The following is a 20,745-nucleotide window of genomic DNA, read 5'->3' as shown; positions in this document are numbered from 1 at the left end:
GATAGGCTCTGAGGAGTTTGAAATGAAATTACGCGCGTTAGTAGTCGGCATGGGATTGCTGTGTACCTTTTCCTCCTTCGCGGCCACCGAGCTGCGCTACGGTCTGGAAGCGGAATATCCGCCGTTTGAAAGCCGTAATGCGGCAGGCGAACTGGAAGGGTTTGACGTTGAGCTGGGAAATGCCATCTGCAAAGCGGCAGCGCTGAAGTGCAGCTGGGTCGAAACCTCGTTTGACGCGCTGATCCCGGGGCTGGTGGCGAAGAAGTTTGACGCCATCAATTCGGCGATGAACATTACCGAGCAGCGCCGCAAGAGCATCGATTTTACCCAGCCGATCTACCGCATTCCGTCTCAGCTGGTGGGCAAGGCCGGTACGGCGGTCGAAGCAACGCCTGAAGGGCTGAAGGGGAAAACCATCGGCGTGCTGCAGGGGTCGATTCAGGAAACCTATGCCAAAGAGCACTGGGAAAAGCAGGGTGTCACCGTGGTGTCGTATAAAGATCAGAATATGGCCTGGGGTGACCTGCTGAATGGCCGCATTGACGCCTCGCTGGTCATGTCCGCGGCCGGGCAGGCGGGTTTCCTCAGCAAGCCGCAGGGGAAAGGGTTTGGCTTCATCGGCAAACCGGTGTCTGACGACACTATCCTCGGCAGTGGGATCGGCTTTGGGTTGCGCAAAGGTGACGAGGCCACCAAAAAGCAGCTTGATGCCGCCATTGATAAAGTACGTGCCGACGGCACGATCGCCAAACTCGCTGATAAGTACTTCCCGGGTATCGATGTCAGCGTAAAATAACCGCCTCATTGGCCCCGTCAGCTGATGTCCTGACGGGGCATTTTTCTACACATTTTCCAGGCTTTCTTTACACCACTTTCGGGCCGTTCTGGTCGACAGAAAATATTTCTCACTTTGTTCAGATAATCACCGGCCAACAATTGGATTCTTAACCATTTTTGTTTAGGCTGTGCGTTCTTTCTTGCCGTCATTTCGCCGAGCGCGAAACACATTCACACGACCATAAGGACGTTTTTCCAGGCATGAATCGCAGACGTTTTCTAAAAGGCTCGCTGGCTGTGGCAGCCCTGAGCGGTACCTCCGGCCTCGCTTCCCTGTTTTCCAAAGCGGCATATGCGGCTGACTCTGACATCGCTGACGGTCAGAGCCGTCGGTTTGACTTCTCCGTACTGCAATCCATGGCGCATGACCTGGCGAAAACCCCGTGGGGTGGCGCGCCGCGTCCGCTGCCGGAGACGCTGGCGACCATGACGCCGCAGGCGTATAACGCCATCCGCTACGATGAAAAACAGTCTCTGTGGAACAACATTGAAGGGCGTCAGCTGGACGTGCAGTTCTTCCATATGGGAATGGGGTTCCGCCGCCGCGTGCGGATGTTCTCGCTGGACCAGTCTACCTCTATGGCGCGCGAGATCCACTTCCGCCCTGAGCTGTTCAGCTACGGTGACACGGGTGTCGATACCAAACAGCTGGAAGGGCAAAGCGATCTCGGCTTTGCGGGCTTCCGCGCCTTTAAAGCGCCTGAGCTGGCGCGCCGCGATATTGTCTCTTTCCTCGGGGCGAGCTATTTCCGCGCGGTGGACGATACCTACCAGTACGGGCTTTCCGCGCGCGGTCTGGCGGTAGATACCTTTACCGACACCCCGGAAGAGTTCCCGGACTTCACCTCCTTCTGGTTTGAAACCGTCAAGCCTGGCGATACCACCTTTACCGTCTATACGCTGCTGGACAGCCCGAGCGTCACCGGTGCCTATAAATTCGTGATCCACTGCGAGAAGAGCCAGGTGATCATGGAGGTGGAAAACCATCTCTACGCGCGTAAGGACATTAAGCAGCTGGGCATCGCGCCGATGACCAGCATGTTCAGTTGCGGCAACAACGAACGCCGCATGTGCGACACCATTCACCCGCAAATCCACGACTCCGACCGCCTGGCAATGTGGCGCGGCAACGGGGAGTGGATCTGCCGTCCGCTCAATAACCCGCAGAAGCTGCAGTTTAATGCCTATCTGGACAAAAACCCGAAAGGGTTCGGCCTGCTGCAGCTCGATCGCGATTTCTCCCACTATCAGGACGTGATGGGCTGGTATAACAAGCGCCCGAGCCTGTGGGTTGAGCCGCGCAACGACTGGGGGAAAGGATCTATCGCGCTGATGGAGATCCCAACCACCGGTGAAACGCTGGATAACGTGGTCTGCTTCTGGCAGCCGGAAAAACCGGTGAAAGCGGGCGACGAACTGGACTTTAAATATCGTCTCTACTGGAGCGCGCAGCCGCCGGTGCGTTCCCCGCTGGCCAACGTTTACGCGACCCGCACCGGCATGGGCGGATTCCCGGAGGGCTGGGCGCCGGGCGAACACTATCCGAAAGTGTGGGCCCGTCGCTTTGCGATTGATTTCGTCGGCGGCGACCTGAAGGCCGCTGCGCCAAAAGGCATTGAGCCGGTGATTACGCTCTCCAGCGGTGAAGCGAAGCAGGTTGAGATCCTTTATGTTGAGCCGTTTGACGGGTATCGCATTCTGTTTGACTGGTACCCAACGTCGGATTCGACGGAGCCGGTGGATATGCGCCTGTTCCTGCGCTGCCAGGGCGATGCCATCAGCGAAACCTGGCTGTATCAGTATTTCCCGCCAGCGCCGGATAAACGTCATTACGTTGATGACCGGGTAATGCGTTAACGATCGATTCCCTCTCCCTGTGGGAGAGGGTTAGGGTGAGGGGCAATGACCGCAACACAATCCGAAACTATTCCCGTATCTGACGCGCTCGAGCTTCGCGCCGTCGAAGAGCGTTACACCGCCGAACTGCATAACCTCGTCGTCAAAAACAGAGCCTATCTGCAAACCGCTTTTGACTGGGCGCAGCACGTGGGGACTGAAGATGACACCCGACGCAACGTGCAGAGTAACCAGATGCTGCACCAGCGCGGCTACGCCAAAATGTTTTTGATCTTCAGGGAGGATGCGCTGGTCGGCGTACTGTCGTTTAATGCGATTGAGCCTGCCAACAAAGCCGCGTACATCGGCTACTGGCTGGATGAAGCACATCAGGGGCAGGGGATCCTCTCGCAGTCGCTGCAGGCGTTTATGCGCTACTACGCTGAGCGCGGTGAGATCCGCCGATTTGTGATCAAGTGTCGGGTGGCGAATCAGCACAGCAACAGCGTGGCCTTGCGCAACGGTTTTACGCTGGAAGGGTGCCTGCGGGAAGCGGAATACCTCAATGGCGCCTATGACGATGTGAACATCTACGGCAAAATTTATACCCTATAGCGCCCCCAGCAGCGGCGTGCGGGTGATGCGCTGGTCGCCGTTGATCACCTTTTCACCGCGCAGGTGAATGCTCTCACCAGCAAAGGCCTCTATCACCGCATCGTCGGTGATTTCTACCCGATGCTCAATCAGTACGTCGCCGCTGATCCGCGCGCGTCCCTGAATCACCACTTTATCATCCAGCATGATCGGCCCGCCGCGCAGCCATGCCTGACCGCCGATCAGGACGTGGTGCTTGATGATGCAGTTTCCTTCCACCACGGCGTTCTCGGCAATCTGAGAGCTGTAGCGCACGGTAGGGATGGCGTCATCGTCGAAACCGGCTATCACGCGGGCGTTGCCGTACACTTTGGCGCAGTCGCACACCCAGACGTTGTTGAGTTCGTTACCTTCAAGGATCGCGCAGTCGAACACTTCGGCGCGGTGCTCAACAAACGCGTTATTCACCATCGCCTCGCCGTATATTTGTGCCTGATGCACAATGCGCGATCGGCTTACCGTCGCCTTGCCGTAGATTTGCAGGATCTGGTCGTGGTCCGGCGTGAGTCCTTTAGCGGCAATGATGACGCTGTTGTGCAGCACGCGCGCATCGCCGTAGAGATGGCACTCACCCCGCACGCAGGAGTGCTGAATGGTGACGTTGTCACTTATTCGCGCCCCGTGGCTGACCTCTGCGGCGTCAAGCCAGCAGTTATCGCCGATATGCGCGTCATGGCTGACGGTGCACGGCAGGGTCAGGCGCGCGTTGCCGGACACGGTTGCGCCAGCGAATACCACGCTGTTTTCATCGTAGAGCCAGCAGTCTCCGTCCTGCGCAAGGGCGCGCTCATCGTCAATCCAGCCGCCTTTCGTGCCGGCCTTCACATCGTTAAAGTCCACCGTAGCGATAATCTGCCGCAGCGTCGTTGAGTGGGATGTTTCGCCATTTTTCCATTGCCAGAGCCGGATTTCATCGCTGAGCCGATACTTATTCATCGTGGGGTCCCTGATATGCGTCTTCACTAAACGTAGCAAACTTTCGGCTTTCCGTTGTGCTGGCATCCGTTGCTGAAACCCCTTAAAATGGCATTTAAAATACATTTTAATAATTCAAATTAATGGATAAATTAAACAAACCTGAACAGGCGCTTAACCTTCCCGCAGGCTATTTTGGCATGGTGCTGGGCATCATCGGCATGGGTTTCGCCTGGCGATACGCCAGCACCCTGTGGCCGGTGACGCGCTGGCCGGGTGAGATTCTGGTCGCTCTCGCAGTTGCCTGCTGGTTTTTACTGACGACGGCGTTTATTACCCGTGCGATCCGTTTCCCGCACAGCGTGCTGGCAGAGATGCGCCACCCGGTAATGAGCAGCTTCGTCAGCCTTTTTCCGGCCACCACCATGCTGGTCGCCATCGGTTTTGTGCCCTGGTTCCGCCCGGTATCGCTGGCGCTTTTCGGCGTGGGCGTGGTGTTACAGCTTGCTTATTCCGCCTGGCAAAGCGCCGGGCTCTGGCGAGGCAGGCACCCGCAGGAGGCCACCACGCCCGGATTGTATCTGCCGACGGTGGCGAATAATTTCATCAGCGCGATGGCGTGCGGTGCTCTGGGGTTCAACGATGCAGGGCTCGTTTTTCTCGGCGCGGGCGTCTTTTCCTGGCTCAGCCTGGAGCCGGTGATCCTCCAGCGTCTTCGCAGCGCCGGGGAGCTTCCCACCGCGCAGCGCACCGCTTTAGGCATTCAGCTGGCGCCCGCGCTGGTGGCGTGCAGCGCCTGGTTTAGCGTCAACGGTGGGGAAGCCGACACCTTCGCCAAAATGCTGTTCGGCTACGGCCTGTTGCAGTTGCTCTTTATGCTGCGCCTGCTGCCGTGGTATGTGTCTCAGCCGTTTAACGCCTCCTTCTGGAGTTTCTCGTTTGGCGTGTCGGCTCTGGCTACCACCGGGCTGCATCTGGGTCATGGCAGTTCGTCTGGATTCTTCCACGCCATTGCTGTGCCGCTGTTTATCTTTACCAATCTCATCATTGGGATGCTGTTGGTCCGTACGTTTATTCTGCTGATTCAGGGCAAACTTCTGGTGCGCACTGATAAGGCACTGCTTATGCAATCTGAGGAAAAATAATGGCTGTCGATGAAAATTACTTCACAGAAAAATATGGCTTAACCCGTACGCATTCAGAGGTGCTGTACAGCGCGGGGATCGTAAAGCCCGGCAAGACATTGGATCTGGGCTGCGGAAATGGCCGCAACAGCCTTTACCTGGCGGCCAACGGCCACGAGGTGACCGCCTGGGATAAAAACCCGATGAGCGTTGATAACATTGAGCGCATCAAGGCGGCAGAAGGGATTGAGAATCTGCACACTGCCGTCAAAGATCTTAACAGCCTGAGCTTTGACGGCGAGTACGACTTTATTCTTTCCACCGTGGTGCTGATGTTCCTGGAGGCGAAAACCATTCCAGGCCTTATCGCCAACATGCAGCGCTGCACCAAACCCGGCGGCTACAACCTGATCGTTGCCGCGATGGACACGGCGGATTACCCGTGCACCGTCGGCTTCCCGTTTGCGTTCAAAAGCGGTGAGCTGAGCAGCTACTACGAAGGCTGGGAGCTGCTCAAATACAACGAAGAGGTTGGCGAACTGCACCGCACCGATGAAAACGGCAACCGCATCAAGCTGCGCTTTGCCACCATGCTGGCGCGCAAGCCCGCTTAACGGGCGGCCAGCAGGCAGATCTGCAGGGCAGTCTTGTAAGATGCCTCGAACGACGACAGCGGCAGGAACTCAAACTTCGAGTGGAAATTATGCGCGCCGGTGAAGAAGTTCGGGGTGAGTAGCCCTTTTGCCGACAGCGCCGCACCGTCCGTGCCGCCGCGCATAGGGATCGGTTTTGGGGTGATGCCTAGCGATTCCATCGCCTCAAACATCAGGTCGATGGCGCGCCGGTCTTCACCAATCGCATTGCTGATGTTGCTGTAGGTATCTTCAATGCGATAGTCGACCTTCGCCGTCGGGTGTTGGGCGGCAATCAGCGCGGCGACGTCCGCAATCTGCTGCTTGCGGGCGTCAAAGCTAGTTTTATCAAAATCGCGAATATTAGCCTTTAGCACGGCGTCGTTCTGTCCGGCCTGAATGCCGTTAAACCAGATATAGCCCTCGCGGCCCTCGGTGCACTCCGGGGTTTGCTGGCGGTCGAAATGGCTGATGAAGTCGGTCGCCATCAATAACGGGTTCACCAGTACCCCTTTGGCGGACATCGGGTGCGCCGTCACGCCGGTGAAGTGGATCTCTGCCGCTGCCGCGTTAAAATTCTCGTAAACAATTTCTCCCAGCTCACAGCAGTCGATGGTCCAGGCAAAGTCCACGTCGAAGCGTTTCAGATCCAACGCCTTGGCGCCGTTCAGGCCAATCTCTTCGTCGGGCACAAACGCGACCACAATGTCGCCATGCTGATGCTCAGCGGTGAGGTTTTCCAGTACGGTCATTACCACCGTCACCGCCGCTTTATTGTCTGCGCCCAATACGCTGGTACCGTCGCTGAAAATAATCTCCTCATTCGGATAAGCCAGAATTTCCGGGTGCTCGTTCACGCGCAGCCAGATGTCTTTTTCCTTATTCAGACAGAGATCTTCACCATTAAACGTTAATATTTGCGGATGAATATTCGGTGATAAACCGACGTCTACGGTATCAATGTGGGTAATAAAGCCGATGCGCGGCGCACCGGGCACGTTGCCTTTTTTCACTGCCGTCACGGTCGCGAATTCGTCAATCACGATGTCGTCTAACCCCAGCTGCACCAGCTCCTGCGCCAGCTCTCGCGCCATGTCGTGCTGGCCCGGCGTCGAGGGCAGAGTTTTCACTTTCGGATCGCTCTGGCTGGTAATCGCAAGATAGCGGAAAAAACGGTGCGTTAATTGTCTGGAAAGCGGCGAGCCCATAGTGTTTTCTTCCTTATTTATTTTTCGGGTGTTTGCCACTTCACTTTAATGTTATTTATGAAATGGCAAAAGAATTAATTAGCCGTCGAATTAAAAAGACAGGAATAAATGATGACAAGCAAACGCACAACGTTAACGCTGGCACTCGCTGCGCTCACGGTCAGTTCCACCGTAGCCGCGAAAACGCTGGTGTATTGCTCCGAAGGGTCACCGGAAAACTTTAATCCCCAGTTATACACCTCGGGCACCAGCGTGGATGCCAGCGCAGTGCCGGTCTACAACCGGCTGGTCGATTTCAAACCCGGCACCACGGAACTGGTGCCGAGCCTGGCAGAGCGCTGGGAGGTGAGCGACGACGGCAAGGTTTATACCTTCCATCTGCGTAAAGGGGTGAAGTTTCAGAGCAATAAATTCTTCACGCCGACCCGCGATTTTAACGCCGATGACGTGATCTTCTCGTTTATGCGCCAGAAGGACGTGAACCATCCCTATCACAACGTCTCAAACGGCAGCTATTCCAACTTCGAAAGCCTGGAGTTTGGCAGCCTGATTACCGCTATTGATAAAGTCGATGACCACACGGTGCGCTTTACCCTGGCGCACCCTGAAGCGCCGTTTGTTGCGGATCTGGCATGGTATTTTGCCTCGATCCTCTCCGCGGAGTATGCCGATGCAATGTTGAAAGCGGGCACGCCGGAGAAGGTGGATATGCAGCCCATTGGCACCGGGCCGTTTAAGCTGGCGCAGTATCAGAAGGATTCCCGCATTCTGTTTACGGCGTTTGCCGACTACTGGCAGGGGAAATCAAAGCTGGACAGGCTGGTCTTTGCCATCACCCCGGATCCCTCCGTGCGTTTTGCCAAAATAGAGAAAAATGAATGCCAGGTGATGCCGTTCCCGAACCCGGCGGATCTGCCGCGTATGAAGGCTAATAAAGATATTACGCTGATGAGCAAGGCCGGGCTGAACACGGGTTTCCTGGCGTTTAATACCCAAAAGCCGCCGCTGGATAACGTGAAGGTTCGCCAGGCGCTGGCGATGGCGATCAATAAGCCGGCCATTATCGACGCGGTGTTTCACGGCACCGGCACCGCGGCGAAAAACCTGCTGCCGCCGGGCGTCTGGAGCGCTGACAGCGAGCTGAAGGATTACGATTACGATCCTGAAAAAGCCAAAGCGTTGCTGAAAGAGGCCGGTTTAGCCGGCGGCATGAGTATTGACCTGTGGGCGATGCCCGTCCAGCGGCCCTATAACCCGAACGCCAAACGGATGGCGGAGATGATTCAGGCTGACTGGGCGAAGGTGGGGGTGCAGACAAAAATTGTCACTTTCGAATGGGGCGAATATCTCAAGCGCGTGAAGGACGGTGAACATCAGGCTGCCCTGATGGGCTGGACGACCGCAACGGGCGACCCGGATAACTTCTTTGGCCCGCTGTTTACCTGCACCTCGGCCAACGGCGGTTCGAATTCGGCGAAGTGGTGCTATAAGCCGTTTGATAAAATTATCGCGGAAGCAAAATCAACCACCGATCGCGACAAGCGCGTGGCGCTGTATAAAGAGGCGCAGCAGATCATGCATGACCAGATGCCGGCGGTCATGATTGCGCATTCAACGATCTTCGAACCGGTGCGCAAAGAGGTGACAGGTTACGAAATCGATCCATTTGGCAAACATTTGTTCTGGCAGGTGGATATTAATCAGTAATTTTCACTGCCCGGTACGCAGCCGGGCACTTTTTTCGCAATTTGTGCTCCCCGCGTCATTTTTTGTCACAACAACCCCACCGAACTTTTGCTATAACTTCAAATGCATACTTGCAGATTACATGGAAAACTATCATGCGTACTCAAACTTTTTTTAAAGTTGCAGTGCTTACGGGTTTATTGGCAGTGGCGGGCTGTTCTTCAAAAGTCGCGGCTCCAGAACAATATTCAGGCTTTTTAAAAGATTATTCCGGCTTGCAGCAGACGACGTCTGCAACGGGTAAACCAACGCTGCGTTGGGTTGACCCTTCCTATAACGAAGCCAATTATGACAGCATTATCTGGACGCCAATCACCTATTATCCAACGCCAAAACCGACGACTCAGATCGGGAAACAAACCCTTGATGAGCTGCTGAATTACACCAATAACAAAATGAAAACGGCTATTGGTACCCGTAAGCCGATTGTGACCACGCCGGGTAAACACAGCCTGATTTTCCGCGGTGCTATCACCGGGGTGAGTTCGCAGAAAGAAGGTCTGCAGTTCTATGAAGTGGTGCCGGTCGCGCTGGTGGTAGCAGGTACGCAGATGGCAACCGGCCATCGCACCATGGATACCCATCTCTACTTTGAAGGTGAGCTGATCGACGCGGCCACCAATAAACCGGTGATGAAGGTGGTTCGTAAAGGTGAAGGTAAAGAGCTGAATAACGAAAGTACGCCGATGACCTTTGCGACGCTGAAGCAGGTTGTTGACGACATGGCGACGGACGCCACCATGTTTGACGTGCATAAAACAGCGAAATAATGTTAAGCGGCCTGCATTGCGCAGGCCGTTTTTTTTACGCCGTACGCAGGCGCCTGAACCAGGTCTCTGGTTTCGTGAACATCACCATATTCCCGCCCAGAATCAGCAGCAAACCGACGATACCGTTGATGTGCCAGACGTAGCCTTCATACACCGTTGAGATAGAGAGCGCCACCAGCGGGAAGAGCAGCGTACTGTAGGCCGCTTTCCCGGGGCCGATACGTCCCACCAGCGTGAAGTAGGCGCCAAAGGCAATCACCGAGCCGAAGAGAGCCAGATAGAGCAGCGCGCCCATGTAGGTGACCGTCCATTCCGGGGTAAAACTGTCACCTCTGAAGAGCGCAATACCCCCCATCACCAGCGTGCCGTAAAGCATAGCCCAGGCGTTGGTGGTCATGGTTTCCAGACCTCTGCGCTGATGGCGCATGCTGATCATATTGCCCAGCGAGAAGCCGTACGTGCCGAGGGCGGAAAGGCCAATGCCCGTCAGGAGCGATACGCTCCAGCCGCTGGCCAGCAGGTCGTCCCAGAAAAGGGTCACGATCCCTACAAGACCCAGCGCCGCCGCCGTCCAGAAACGCGCGGGCGGGCGCTGTCCAAAGAAAATAAAACAGTTAATGGCGTTGTAGAGCACCGCCATGGAGAAGATCACCGATTCCAGCCCGGTGTTGATGTGTGCCGCCGCGGTATAAAAACACCAGAAGTTAAAGCAGAAGACGCAGCATCCCTGAAGCATGCAGAACAGATGATCCCGCAGCGCCAGCTTGCGCAGCCGGCGCAGGGCAAGTAACACCACCATCATCGTGGCGCTGGCCACCGCGAAACGCCAGAAAATAGAGACGGGGGCGGGTACGGGACCCTGCTGCAGGAAAATGGCAATCCAGGTGGTTCCCCAGATGATCACCACCAGTCCGTATAATAACGCGTTCATATTTTTTCTCTTCTCAAACCACGGAAGCCCGCAGTATGGCGCTGACATCGCTCTGGGGCTTTCACCGGCTTGCGGTAGACTTGCAAAATCTTGCGCTTTTTTCTTTTCCGGGGGCTGGCAACGGGGGGCAACAGTTCTTAGACTGACAGTTCACTCAATAACGCGCTAACGGTTATGTCTCACGCTTACGATACCTTTGAAACGCTTCGCCAGCAGAATGCGGTCCTGCGGGAAACGGTCGCGCTCAATTCCGGCATTCAGCTGGCGGCGTGGTACAACAAGCACGATACGATAAAGGTTAAAAGCAATCATCATACCCTTAGCCTGTACGTTGCCGACGGTTACGAGAGCTATCAAAAGACGCCGGGCGGCTGGAAGAACGGCGGGGGACCGGACCGTTTCTGTCTGATGCCGAAAGAGAGCGAATCGACGTGGGACATCCGCGATGACCTGTCGTTTGTCCATCTCTACTGCACCGATGAACACCTGCGCGATGTGGGCGAAAAAATCTGGGACAAGCGGCCCCTGTCGCTGACTCTGGATGAGCGCATTTTTGGCAGCGACCCGAAGATCACCGCGCTGTACCGCCAGTTTCTGCTTGGCTGCGACTGGCAGCAGCAGGCCAACCAGCTCACCCTGAGCACGGCCTCTACGCTGCTGTTGACCCACCTGCTGCAAAACTACGCCAACGTTCAGTGGAAGCTCCCGGTCGTTACCGGCGGGCTATCGCCGTTTGTTCTGCGCAACGTGCTGGCATTTATTGAAGAAAACCTCGGACAGCCCCTGACGCTGGCCGAGCTGGCGGCGCAGGCCGCACTCAGCGAATACCATTTTGCCCGCATGTTCCGCCAGTCGACGGGGCTGGCGCCGCATCAGTACGTTATGCAACGGCGCATGGAAAAAGCGAAAAACCTGGTGCAGCATACCTCGACGCCGCTGACGGATATCGCGCTGGCCTGCGGGTTTAACTCCGCCAGCCACTTCAGTAACCGTTTTCGCAGCGTCATGGGCATTACGCCGTCACAGCTGCGCGCGGCGAGCGCGTGAAAACAGGGCATAGCTTAAGCCGCCCAGCACCAGCCCCCAGAATGCCGAGCCGATGCCCAGGATCGTGACGCCGCTTGCTGTCATCAGAAACGTGACGATAGCCGCGTCGCGCTCCGCTTCATGATTCAGCGCCTGATATAAACTCCCGCTGATGGTACCCAGCAGCGCCAGACCGGCCAGCGTCTGGATCCAGCTGAGCGGCAGCGCTGCCATTATCCCGGTGATGGATCCGCCGAACACTCCCGCCAGCAGATAAAACCCGCCGGCCGCGATGGCCGCCAGCCAGCGTTTACCGGCATCGGGGTGGGCATCCGGGCTTTGACAGATAGCGGCGGTAATGGCGGCTATGCAGATGGAAAAGACGCCGAAGGGGGACAGCAGCAGCGCCAGCCCGCCCGTAAAAATAATGAGCGGTGAGACCGCCAGCGGATAGCCGGACGCTTTCATGGTCGCGAAACCGGGCGCATTTTGCGAGGCCATAGTCACCAGGAAGAAGGGCAAGCCGATGCTCACCAGGCTGGTGAAGGTGAACGTGGGCGCAATAAACTCAGGTGTCACGAAGGAAATGGTGACTTTGTCGGTGACAACGTCACCTCCCGCCCATGCCACGATCCCGCCCACCAGCAGCGTAACGACGATCGCATAGCGCGGTGCCAGCGCTTTCGCCAGCAGCCACGCGGCAATCATGCTGCCGCACAGCAGAAAGTGCCCGTCCAGATGGGCAAACGCATGCAGCCCAAACTGCAGGAGTACGCCTGCCAGCATGGCCGCAGCCAGTGAGTGTGGGATCAGCTTCATCAGGCGGGCGAAAAGCCCGGTAATGCCGCAGAGTAAAATGAGCGCGTTGGCGAAGATAAACACGCCGATTGTCTCGGCCAGCGTCACGCCGTGCAGGCTGGTGGCGAGTAGCGCCGCGCCGGGCGTAGACCAGGCGGTCAGCACCGGAGCTTTATACCACCAGGAGAGCGCCAGCGTGCTGACGCCCATCCCAACCCCCAGCGCGGTCATCCAGCCCGCAATCTGCTGCGCGCTGGCGCCTGCCGCCGCGGCGGCCTGCCAGATGATGGTTGCCGAACTGGCGTAACCGACCAGAACGGCGACAAATCCAGCCAGTACGACTGGAACGAGATGAGAGGTAGGGCGCATAGAAACTCCACTGTGCGTTATAACGTCCGCGATAAGGTAACACTGTGCGCTATAGCGTACAAGTGGTATGCTCAGGGCCATCAGGAGGGAGCATGGACATTACACAACATCTTGCAGCAACGCTGAAAACGCTGCGCCAGGCGCGCGGCTGGAGTTTATCGAAGCTGGCGGACGAAACGGGCGTGTCGAAAGCGATGCTCGGGCAAATCGAGCGCAATGAGTCCAGCCCGACGGTGTCGACGCTGTGGAAAATTGCCACCGGGCTGAACGTCCCGTTTTCCGCTTTCATTACGCCCGAGGCGGACAGGCCGGCTGTGTTTGATTCACAGCAGCAGGCGATGGTGGTCAAACCGCTCTTTCCCTGGGATGAGACGCTCCGGTTCGATCATTTTTCCATCACGCTGGCACCGGGTGCCCTGAGCGAGTCCACGCCGCATGAGGCAGGCGTGATTGAACATGTGGTGGTCATCAGCGGCGAGCTGGAGATGAACATCAACGACGAGTGGCAGACGGTTCATGCCGATTCTGGCGTCCGTTTTGCCGGCGATAAACCGCACGCCTACCGCAACAGCAGCGACCGGCCGGTGCATTTTCACTCTCTGATCCATTATCCCCGCTGAGGCTACGCAAAACTGTTTCGCTGGCGCAGACTTCTGACTACAATAGCCGCCATTTTGACCATAACGGATAACGACGAAGTATGCGCCTGCAATCCCATCATCTTGAACTTTTAAGCCCGGCCCGCGACGCCGCCATTGCCCGTGAAGCGATCCTTCATGGCGCTGACGCCGTCTACATCGGCGGCCCTGGCTTCGGTGCCCGCCATAACGCCAGCAACAGCCTGCGCGATATTGCAGATCTGGTGCCGTTCGCCCACCGTTTCGGGGCGAAAGTGTTCGTGACCCTGAACACCATTCTTCATGATGATGAGCTGGAGCCCGCGCAGCGTCTGATTACCGATCTCTACCAGACCGGCGTCGATGCCCTGATTGTTCAGGACATGGGCGTGCTTGAGCTGGATATTCCGCCTATCGAGCTGCATGCCAGCACCCAGTGCGATATCCGCACGGTTGAGAAGGCGAAGTTTCTCTCCGACGTGGGCTTTTCGCAGATCGTTCTGGCCCGCGAGCTGAACCTCAATCAGATCCGCGATATTTACCAGGCAACCGACGCGACGATCGAATTCTTTATCCACGGCGCGCTGTGCGTGGCCTATTCCGGCCAGTGCAACATTTCCCACGCCCAGACGGGCCGCAGCGCCAACCGCGGCGACTGCTCGCAGGCCTGCCGTCTGCCGTATACCCTGAAAGACGATCAAGGTCGCGTGGTGGCGTTCGAAAAACACCTGCTTTCCATGAAGGATAACGATCAGACCGCCAACCTGGGCGCGCTGATCGACGCGGGCGTGCGTTCCTTTAAGATTGAAGGGCGCTACAAAGATATGAGCTACGTGAAGAACATCACCGCGCACTATCGCCAGATGCTGGACGCCATCATCGAAGATCGCGGTGACCTGGCGCGCGCCTCGGCCGGTCGTACCGAACATTTCTTTATTCCGTCAACGGACAAAACCTTCCACCGCGGCAGCACGGACTATTTCGTGAACGCCCGCAAAGGGGATATTGGCGCGTTTGACTCACCGAAGTTTATCGGTTTACCGGTCGGCGAGGTGCTGAAAGTGGCGAAAGATCACCTGGACGTTGAAGTGACCGAGCCGCTGGCGAACGGCGACGGCCTGAACGTGATGATTAAGCGTGAAGTGGTGGGCTTCCGCGCCAACACGGTCGAAAAAACCGGCGAGAACCGCTACCGCGTCTGGCCGAATGAAATGCCTGCCGATCTCTACAAGGCAAGGCCGAACGCGCCGCTCAACCGTAACCTGGATCATAACTGGCAGCAGGCGTTGCTGAAAACCTCCAGCGAGCGTCGCATCGCGGTGGACATTGAGCTGGGCGGCTGGGAAGAGCAGCTGATCCTGACCATGACCTGCGAAGACGGCATCAGCGTAACGCATACGCTTGATGGTCTGTTCGAGGTGGCAAACAACGCGGATAAAGCGCTTAACAGCCTGAAGGACGGCGTAGCGAAGCTGGGCCAGACGATTTACTACGCGCGCGCCATCGAGGTTAATCTGCCGGACGCGCTGTTCGTGCCGAACAGCCTGCTGAACCAGTTCCGCCGCGAAACGGCAGAGATGCTGGATGCCGCACGCCTGGCGCAGTATCCGCGCGGCAGCCGTAAGGCCGAATCCGTTCCTGCGCCTGTGTATCCGGACACCCATTTATCGTTCCTGGCCAACGTTTACAACCATAAAGCGCGTGAATTTTATCATCGCCACGGCGTGCAGCTTATCGACGCGGCCTATGAAGCGCACGAAGAGAAGGGCGATGTGCCGGTGATGATCACCAAGCACTGCCTGCGCTTTGCTTTTAACCTGTGCCCGAAACAGGCGAAAGGGAATATTAAAAGCTGGAAGGCTACCCCCATGCAGCTGGTCAACGGTGACGAAGTTCTGACCCTGAAGTTTGACTGCCGTCCTTGTGAAATGCATGTTATCGGCAAAATGAAAAACCACATTTTCAAAATGCCACCGCCGGGCAGCATCGTTGCGTCCGTGAGCCCGGACGATCTGATGAAAACCCTGCCGAAACGCAAGGGCAGTTAATTACCTTACGTGCGTGTCCGGTTTGCGCGATTGCTGCCACAGGTGGTGTTCGCGCAAACCCTCCGCCGACTCCTCCGCAGCGCTTCGCAACTCATCGCTGTCGGCCTCATGCCGCAGCTGATGCTCCACATTCTTTACCCAAACATATTCATGGCCTTTGTGCCCGGCCATCAGCTGGCCGGAAAACAGCGCACAAATAAGCATGACGAGAGATAACCCTTTTTTCACCATGGTTTCACCGCTGAATAACATTGCGGAAATAAGCATGCCGATTATTTTTTCTCGTTATTATTCAATAATTCAAAGTACGGCAAAGAAAGTGTCAAATACTGTAGGATCGGAATTTTTCTTAAGAAATATCCTAAATACGAATTACGCGTTGTAAACTACCTGTTCTGGTACGTAAACAGACATTTACTTTAAGGATAATCCTATATAATAGAGGTTCTCTGGCTAAGGAATGAGTCTAAATAAATGAAAAAAATAATCGCACTTGCGCTCCTCGTGGCTGCCGTTGGGGCTACCGCAGGATTTCGCTATATCGGTAATGACGAACCAGAATATATTCAGTCCGCTGAAATTCGCGTTGGTTCCTATTTAACCAGCGACTATGGACGCGTAGCCTGCAATAGTAAAAGAGTAAATGAACAGCGCTGGGAATTAGACTGCACCCATCCGGCACGGGGAAAAACATTCCAGTTTGCGGTATATCCCTCTGAAAAGGCTCCCTATGGCGTATCGCGATCGTTTTATCTCGAGGCCCTTAACGATGATGCCAGGCAGAGCGCTGAGCAGGGCCTGATGCGCTATTTGCAAATCAACACCAGCGCGAGTTAATCAGGCTGTTTAGCTTTCGTTGAGACAGGCGGTGTTAGTTTGTACGAGATCCGCTGCCCGACCATGGAGCGTCGGGGACGTAGAGACCAAAATACAAATCTATCCATGCAAGCATTTACCGCCAGATAATGGCGGTTTTTTTTGCGCTTTTTCCGCTAGCGGTCAGTATCAGAACGTGAAAATTGTTTGCGATATTGAGCCGGAGAAAGCGCAAACTGCTGACGAAAATGATGGCGCAGCGTAGACGCCTGACCAAACCCGGTCTGTTCCGCGATGCTGTCGATGCTTAAACGGCTGCTCTCCAGATAATCTTTTGCTCTCAGCAGGCGTTCATTAAGCAGCCAGCGAGCTGGCGTCGTGCCCGTTGCCGCCTCGAAGCGACGAAGAAAGGTGCGCTGGCTCATGCCGACCCGACGTGCCAGCGAGTCGACGCTGTGCGGCTCGACAAGGTGCGTGTGCAGAAAATCAAACAGCTGGCCCAGGCGCTGGCTTTCTCGCAGCTGCGCCACCGGGCGGCTCAGCTGCTGCGGCTGTGAACCATCCCGGTGAGGGGGGATCACCAGCCGACGCGCCACGCTGTTGGCGGTTTCCATGCCATAGTCCCGCCGGACGACGTGCAGACAGAGATCGATCCCCGCCGCGCTGCCCGCGGACGTCAGGATATCGCCCTCGTCCTGGTAGAGCACATCCTCAACCACCTCGATGTCAGGGTAGCGGACCTTAAGCGCGTCAATGTAGCGCCAGTGCGTCGTGGCTTTACGTCCGTTCAGCAGCCCCGTAGCGGCCAGCACGAACACGCCCGAGCAGATGGACAGCAGCTGACATCCGCGCGCGCTGGCCTGGCGCAGCGCCTCGCAGAGCGCCGGAGGAACCGGTGAGTCCAGCCCCCGCCAGCCGGGAACCACGATCAGGTCCGCCGACGCAAGCAGGCTCAAGTCCCCATCGGTAACGATGCGGATCCCGCCGGTCGCCCGCAGTTCTCCGCTATCCACGCTCGCCACCGCAAAACGATTCCAGTCGTCGCCCAGCTCCGGACGCGGCAGGCCAAAAATCTCAACCGCCACGCCAAACTCAAAGGTACATAGCCCGTCATACGCCAGCACCACCACCTGCGGGCGGGTAACCTGTCTTAAGTTTGTCATCTTTTTGCTGTTTTCTGGCATAAGCGAGCGCATTCACGGGCTGAATTTGTGGATAGAGTAGTGTTAACACAAACGCCAAAGATGAGGAAGGATCATGAGCTATGTTACTGAATTTCCGGCTGCCGAGCCGCAGGAAGCCGTTACCCATTTTCTGCGTCGCCTGAGCGTTGAAACCGACTGCGCCGACGTGCATCACGCCATCGCCAATAATGAGCAGGACTTCGTGCTGCTGCACGTGGTGGGGAGCCCGGAGCAGTTTGCCCGCCGCCATGTGCCGGGCGCACTGCATATGCCCTGGAGCCAGATGACCGCTGAGCGCATGGCCCAATGGCCGGAAGGGACGCTGTTTGTCGTCTACTGTGCGGGACCGCACTGTAACGGCGCGGACAGAGCCGCGCTGAAGCTGGCGCGTCTCGGGCTGCCGGTCAAAATCATGCTCGGCGGCATCACCGGCTGGGAAGATGAACGCTACGCCTTTGCCAGCCAGGCGCACGCTGACGCGCTGTGAAGATGAATTTTTTTCAACACCCGTGAAATTTTCTCGTTTGCCGGAAACGGTAAGGTATGACATCTTTTTTGGACGTTTAGACATCCAGAAGCCTAAAGATTCAAATAATGAATTATCACTGCGGGCAATTAATACCGGCAGACTGAGGAGATTTCCATGCAACGACAGCACGCCCCATACCGCGCCGACGTAGTCGGCAGCTTTTTACGCCCGGATGCCATCAAGCAGGCTCGCCTGAAGTTCGCCAGCGGCGAGATTGATGCCGGACAACTTCGCGCGGTGGAGGACGAGGCTATTCGCCACGTCGTCGAGCAGCAGTGCGCGTGCGGCCTGCATGTGGTGACCGACGGTGAATTTCGCCGTGCCTGGTGGCACTTCGATTTCTTCGACGGTCTTCAGGGCGTTGAGCGTTACGATTCACAGCAGGGGATTCAGTTCAACGGAGTACAAACCAAAGCCTACGGCGTGCGCGTGACCGGCAAGCTGGGCTTTGGCGACCACCCGATGCTGGAAGACTTCCGCTATCTGAAAAGCATCAGCGGCAATGCCCAGCCGAAGATGACCATTCCCAGCCCAAGCGTGCTCCATTTCCGCGGCGGGCGCAAAGACATCGACGCGACGGTGTACCCGGATCTGAACGACTATTTCGACGATCTGGCAACCACCTGGCGCGACGCGATACGCGCATTCTACGACGCGGGCTGCCGTTATCTGCAGCTGGACGACACCGTCTGGGCCTATCTCTGCTCGGACGACCAGCGCCGTCAGATCCGCGAGCGCGGCGACGATGCCGATGAGCTGGCGCAAATCTATGCCCGCGTACTGAACAAGGCCCTGGAAGGCAAGCCAGAGGATCTGACCATCGGGCTGCACGTCTGCCGCGGTAACTTCCGTTCAACCTGGATTTCCGAAGGCGGCTACGAGCCGGTGGCGGAAGTGCTTTTCGGGACGGTCAACGTTGACGCATTCTTCCTGGAATACGATAACGACCGCAGCGGGGATTTCGCGCCGCTGCGCTTCGTTCGCCCGGGCAAGCAGCAGGTGGTGCTGGGGCTGATCACCACGAAAAACGGTGAGCTGGAGAACCCGGAAGGCGTGAAGGCCCGTCTGGAAGAGGCGGCGAAATACGTGGCGAAAGATCAAATCTGCCTCAGCCCGCAGTGCGGTTTTGCCTCCACCGAAGAGGGCAACAGCCTGAGCGAGTCCCAGCAGTGGGATAAGGTCCGTCTGGTGACGCAGATCGCCAGCGAAGTCTGGTAAACCGCTTCCTCAGCGCTGCATTATAAAAGTGCAGCGCTGTGCCATTCTGAGTCGTTCTCTTTACATCGTGCCGTCTGTCTCCTGCAATAGCGCTTCCTCCATTCTGGCATCCTTTTTGCTCCTGCTTCGCTGACACCTTTTTTCCGCGTCCATGCCGTAACGGACGTTTTCGCACAGCGTTCTTTTTCAGGAGTGAAAATATGCAGCGTCGTACCTTATTAAAAGCCTTTGCGTTATCCGCGTCCGTCGTGGCGATGGGAATGAGTTTTGGCGTGCAGGCGGCCGACACCATCAAAGTGGGGATCATGCACTCTCTGTCCGGCACGATGGCCATCTCCGAAACCCCGCTGAAGGACGTCGCCCTGATGACCATCGACGAAATCAACGCCAAAGGCGGCGTGCTGGGTAAGAAACTGGAGCCGGTGGTGGTGGATCCGGCCTCAAACTGGCCGCTGTTTGCCGAGAAGGCGCGCCAGTTGCTGAGCCAGGATAAAGTGGCGGTGGTGTTCGGCTGCTGGACGTCGGTTTCGCGCAAATCCGTGCTGCCGGTGTTTGAGGAGCTGAACGGCCTGCTGTTCTATCCGGTGCAGTATGAGGGCGAGGAAATGTCGCCAAACGTCTTCTATACCGGCGCGGCGCCGAACCAGCAGGCTATCCCGGCGGTGGAATACCTGATGAGCGAAGACGGCGGCGGGGCGAAGCGCTTCTTCCTGCTGGGGACCGACTACGTTTACCCGCGCACCACCAACAAAATCCTGCGCGCGTTCCTGCATTCGAAAGGGGTTGAGGATAAGGACATCGAAGAGGTTTACACCCCGTTTGGTCACAGCGACTACCAGACCATCGTCGCCAGCATCAAGAAATTCTCCGCCGGCGGCAAAACCGCCGTGGTGTCGACCATCAACGGCGACTCCAACGTGCCGTTCTACAAAGAGCTGGCTAACCAGGGGCTGAAGGCCACCGACGTGCCGGTGGTGGCGTTCTCCGTCGGCGAAGAAGAGCTGCGCGGAATCGACACCAAACCGCTGGTGGGTAACCTGGCGGCGTGGAACTACTTTGAGTCCGTGGATAATCCAACCAACCAGGCGTTCGTCGCGGATTACAAAGCCTATGCGAAGGCGCACAAGCTGCCGAATGCCGATACCGTGGTGACCAACGACCCGATGGAAGCGACTTACGTGGGGATCCATATGTGGGCACAGGCGGTGGAAAAAGCGGGCACCACCGACGTGGATAAAGTGCGCGCGGCGATGGCCGGTCAGTCATTTAAGGCGCCGTCTGGCTTTACGCTCACCATGGATGCTACCAACCATCATCTGCACAAGCCGGTCATGATCGGTGAAATTGAAGGCAACGGCCAGTTCAACGTGGTCTGGCAGACGGAACAGCCGGTGCGCGCCCAGCCGTGGAGTCCGTTCATCGCCGGGAATGACAAAAAGCCCGACCAGCCGATGAAAACCGCCAGCAACTAGGCCATTGCCTCAGGG

General features: G+C 56.9%; 20 protein-coding genes. 14 read left to right on the top strand and 6 right to left on the bottom strand.

What is annotated here, in order from left to right; translation table 11 throughout:
- The first annotated feature begins 22 nt into the window (after positions 1-22).
- The 3 genes from IM273_RS17795 to rimL all read left to right on the top strand — a co-directional run bounded on the left by IM273_RS17795 (position 23) and on the right by rimL (position 3,288).
- Positions 23-796 carry a transporter substrate-binding domain-containing protein gene (locus tag IM273_RS17795; RefSeq protein WP_025756391.1) on the top strand — a complete coding sequence of 258 codons (774 nt, stop codon included), beginning with the start codon at positions 23-25 and terminating at the stop codon, positions 794-796.
- 242 nt (positions 797-1,038) lie between these two features.
- On the top strand, positions 1,039-2,694 hold the full coding sequence (locus IM273_RS17790; RefSeq protein ID WP_045260490.1) for a glucan biosynthesis protein D: 1,656 nt from the start codon (positions 1,039-1,041) through the stop codon (positions 2,692-2,694).
- Positions 2,695-2,739: 45 nt separating this feature from the next.
- A complete protein-coding gene (gene rimL, locus IM273_RS17785; RefSeq protein ID WP_045260491.1) occupies positions 2,740-3,288 on the top strand; it encodes a 50S ribosomal protein L7/L12-serine acetyltransferase in 549 nt (182 codons plus the stop codon).
- On the opposite strand, the gene ydcK is transcribed toward rimL, so the two are convergent.
- Positions 3,283-4,263 carry a YdcK family protein gene (ydcK, locus tag IM273_RS17780; protein WP_193050014.1) on the bottom strand — a complete coding sequence of 327 codons (981 nt, stop codon included), beginning with the start codon at positions 4,261-4,263 and terminating at the stop codon, positions 3,283-3,285. The genes rimL and ydcK overlap by 6 nt on opposite strands.
- 122 nt (positions 4,264-4,385) lie before the next feature.
- On the opposite strand from ydcK, the gene tehA reads away from it, so the two are divergent.
- Entirely contained in the window at positions 4,386-5,387 is a 1,002-nt protein-coding gene (tehA, locus tag IM273_RS17775; protein WP_041910036.1) for a dicarboxylate transporter/tellurite-resistance protein TehA, read from the top strand.
- The gene (tehB, locus tag IM273_RS17770) at positions 5,387-5,980 is read left to right on the top strand and encodes a tellurite resistance methyltransferase TehB (protein WP_028013116.1); all 594 of its coding nucleotides are present in this window, start codon (positions 5,387-5,389) and stop codon (positions 5,978-5,980) included. Before tehA ends, tehB begins: the two co-directional genes overlap by 1 nt.
- Here the strand turns inward: tehB and pepT are convergent.
- Positions 5,977-7,206 (bottom strand): peptidase T, encoded by a 1,230-nt coding sequence (gene pepT / locus IM273_RS17765; protein ID WP_059357529.1) that lies wholly within the window; start codon positions 7,204-7,206, stop codon positions 5,977-5,979. The genes tehB and pepT overlap by 4 nt on opposite strands.
- Before the next feature lie 111 nt (positions 7,207-7,317).
- Here pepT and IM273_RS17760 point away from each other — a divergent pair, with 111 nt between their 5' ends.
- Positions 7,318-8,913: an ABC transporter substrate-binding protein gene (locus IM273_RS17760; protein ID WP_193050169.1), complete on the top strand. Its 1,596-nt coding sequence runs from the start codon at positions 7,318-7,320 to the stop codon at positions 8,911-8,913.
- A gap of 134 nt (positions 8,914-9,047) precedes the next feature.
- Positions 9,048-9,722, top strand: coding sequence for a DUF3313 domain-containing protein (locus IM273_RS17755; protein WP_028013119.1), 675 nt, complete (start codon positions 9,048-9,050; stop codon positions 9,720-9,722).
- 34 nt (positions 9,723-9,756) lie between these two features.
- On the opposite strand, the gene IM273_RS17750 is transcribed toward IM273_RS17755, so the two are convergent.
- The gene (locus IM273_RS17750; protein ID WP_047365193.1) at positions 9,757-10,653 is read right to left on the bottom strand and encodes a DMT family transporter; all 897 of its coding nucleotides are present in this window, start codon (positions 10,651-10,653) and stop codon (positions 9,757-9,759) included.
- Positions 10,654-10,827: 174 nt separating this feature from the next.
- On the opposite strand from IM273_RS17750, the gene IM273_RS17745 reads away from it, so the two are divergent.
- Positions 10,828-11,700 (top strand): helix-turn-helix transcriptional regulator, encoded by an 873-nt coding sequence (locus tag IM273_RS17745; RefSeq protein WP_193050012.1) that lies wholly within the window; start codon positions 10,828-10,830, stop codon positions 11,698-11,700.
- Here IM273_RS17745 and IM273_RS17740 read toward each other — a convergent pair.
- Complete coding sequence (locus IM273_RS17740) at positions 11,674-12,846, bottom strand: benzoate/H(+) symporter BenE family transporter (RefSeq protein ID WP_193050010.1); 1,173 nt, start codon at positions 12,844-12,846, stop codon at positions 11,674-11,676. The two genes, IM273_RS17745 and IM273_RS17740, sit on opposite strands and share 27 nt — an antisense overlap.
- A gap of 92 nt (positions 12,847-12,938) precedes the next feature.
- On the opposite strand from IM273_RS17740, the gene IM273_RS17735 reads away from it, so the two are divergent.
- Positions 12,939-13,466 (top strand): helix-turn-helix domain-containing protein, encoded by a 528-nt coding sequence (locus IM273_RS17735; protein WP_045260498.1) that lies wholly within the window; start codon positions 12,939-12,941, stop codon positions 13,464-13,466.
- 80 nt (positions 13,467-13,546) lie between these two features.
- Entirely contained in the window at positions 13,547-15,511 is a 1,965-nt protein-coding gene (locus IM273_RS17730) for a U32 family peptidase (RefSeq protein ID WP_045260499.1), read from the top strand.
- Here the strand turns inward: IM273_RS17730 and IM273_RS17725 are convergent, their stop codons facing one another.
- Positions 15,512-15,742, bottom strand: a complete 231-nt coding sequence (locus IM273_RS17725; protein ID WP_193050167.1) for a DUF2554 family protein — start codon at positions 15,740-15,742, stop codon at positions 15,512-15,514.
- Between the two features lie 243 nt (positions 15,743-15,985).
- On the opposite strand from IM273_RS17725, the gene IM273_RS17720 reads away from it, so the two are divergent.
- Positions 15,986-16,348 (top strand): hypothetical protein, encoded by a 363-nt coding sequence (locus tag IM273_RS17720; RefSeq protein WP_048999552.1) that lies wholly within the window; start codon positions 15,986-15,988, stop codon positions 16,346-16,348.
- Between the two features lie 155 nt (positions 16,349-16,503).
- Here IM273_RS17720 and ftrA read toward each other — a convergent pair whose 3' ends face one another.
- Positions 16,504-17,511 (bottom strand): transcriptional regulator FtrA, encoded by a 1,008-nt coding sequence (gene ftrA, locus IM273_RS17715; protein WP_193050009.1) that lies wholly within the window; start codon positions 17,509-17,511, stop codon positions 16,504-16,506.
- Between the two features lie 73 nt (positions 17,512-17,584).
- Between ftrA and IM273_RS17710 the strand changes: the two genes are divergently transcribed.
- From IM273_RS17710 to urtA, 3 genes are all read left to right on the top strand, one after another.
- Positions 17,585-17,998, top strand: coding sequence for a rhodanese-like domain-containing protein (locus IM273_RS17710; RefSeq protein WP_041910013.1), 414 nt, complete (start codon positions 17,585-17,587; stop codon positions 17,996-17,998).
- A gap of 156 nt (positions 17,999-18,154) precedes the next feature.
- Positions 18,155-19,258 (top strand): cobalamin-independent methionine synthase II family protein, encoded by a 1,104-nt coding sequence (locus IM273_RS17705; RefSeq protein WP_193050007.1) that lies wholly within the window; start codon positions 18,155-18,157, stop codon positions 19,256-19,258.
- Between the two features lie 200 nt (positions 19,259-19,458).
- On the top strand, positions 19,459-20,730 hold the full coding sequence (gene urtA, locus IM273_RS17700; RefSeq protein ID WP_028013130.1) for an urea ABC transporter substrate-binding protein: 1,272 nt from the start codon (positions 19,459-19,461) through the stop codon (positions 20,728-20,730).
- The last annotated feature ends 15 nt before the right edge of the window (positions 20,731-20,745 follow it).

The organism is Enterobacter cloacae complex sp. P13B, from assembly GCF_014895915.1.
In the GTDB taxonomy this organism is placed as follows: domain Bacteria; phylum Pseudomonadota; class Gammaproteobacteria; order Enterobacterales; family Enterobacteriaceae; genus Enterobacter; species Enterobacter bugandensis.
This window is presented reverse-complemented; position numbering and strand designations above follow the sequence as displayed.

Bases quoted from the DNA above. Each gene is read 5' to 3' on its own strand.
- IM273_RS17795 (WP_025756391.1), top strand. From the start codon at position 23: ATGAAATTACGCGCGTTAGTAGTCGGCATGGGATTGCTGTGTACCTTT.
- IM273_RS17790 (WP_045260490.1), top strand. From the start codon at position 1,039: ATGAATCGCAGACGTTTTCTAAAAGGCTCGCTGGCTGTGGCAGCCCTG.
- rimL (WP_045260491.1), top strand. From the start codon at position 2,740: ATGACCGCAACACAATCCGAAACTATTCCCGTATCTGACGCGCTCGAG.
- ydcK (WP_193050014.1), bottom strand. From the start codon at position 4,263: ATGAATAAGTATCGGCTCAGCGATGAAATCCGGCTCTGGCAATGGAAA.
- tehA (WP_041910036.1), top strand. From the start codon at position 4,386: ATGGATAAATTAAACAAACCTGAACAGGCGCTTAACCTTCCCGCAGGC.
- tehB (WP_028013116.1), top strand. From the start codon at position 5,387: ATGGCTGTCGATGAAAATTACTTCACAGAAAAATATGGCTTAACCCGT.
- pepT (WP_059357529.1), bottom strand. From the start codon at position 7,206: ATGGGCTCGCCGCTTTCCAGACAATTAACGCACCGTTTTTTCCGCTAT.
- IM273_RS17760 (WP_193050169.1), top strand. From the start codon at position 7,318: ATGACAAGCAAACGCACAACGTTAACGCTGGCACTCGCTGCGCTCACG.
- IM273_RS17755 (WP_028013119.1), top strand. From the start codon at position 9,048: ATGCGTACTCAAACTTTTTTTAAAGTTGCAGTGCTTACGGGTTTATTG.
- IM273_RS17750 (WP_047365193.1), bottom strand. From the start codon at position 10,653: ATGAACGCGTTATTATACGGACTGGTGGTGATCATCTGGGGAACCACC.
- IM273_RS17745 (WP_193050012.1), top strand. From the start codon at position 10,828: ATGTCTCACGCTTACGATACCTTTGAAACGCTTCGCCAGCAGAATGCG.
- IM273_RS17740 (WP_193050010.1), bottom strand. From the start codon at position 12,846: ATGCGCCCTACCTCTCATCTCGTTCCAGTCGTACTGGCTGGATTTGTC.
- IM273_RS17735 (WP_045260498.1), top strand. From the start codon at position 12,939: ATGGACATTACACAACATCTTGCAGCAACGCTGAAAACGCTGCGCCAG.
- IM273_RS17730 (WP_045260499.1), top strand. From the start codon at position 13,547: ATGCGCCTGCAATCCCATCATCTTGAACTTTTAAGCCCGGCCCGCGAC.
- IM273_RS17725 (WP_193050167.1), bottom strand. From the start codon at position 15,742: ATGGTGAAAAAAGGGTTATCTCTCGTCATGCTTATTTGTGCGCTGTTT.
- IM273_RS17720 (WP_048999552.1), top strand. From the start codon at position 15,986: ATGAAAAAAATAATCGCACTTGCGCTCCTCGTGGCTGCCGTTGGGGCT.
- ftrA (WP_193050009.1), bottom strand. From the start codon at position 17,511: ATGCCAGAAAACAGCAAAAAGATGACAAACTTAAGACAGGTTACCCGC.
- IM273_RS17710 (WP_041910013.1), top strand. From the start codon at position 17,585: ATGAGCTATGTTACTGAATTTCCGGCTGCCGAGCCGCAGGAAGCCGTT.
- IM273_RS17705 (WP_193050007.1), top strand. From the start codon at position 18,155: ATGCAACGACAGCACGCCCCATACCGCGCCGACGTAGTCGGCAGCTTT.
- urtA (WP_028013130.1), top strand. From the start codon at position 19,459: ATGCAGCGTCGTACCTTATTAAAAGCCTTTGCGTTATCCGCGTCCGTC.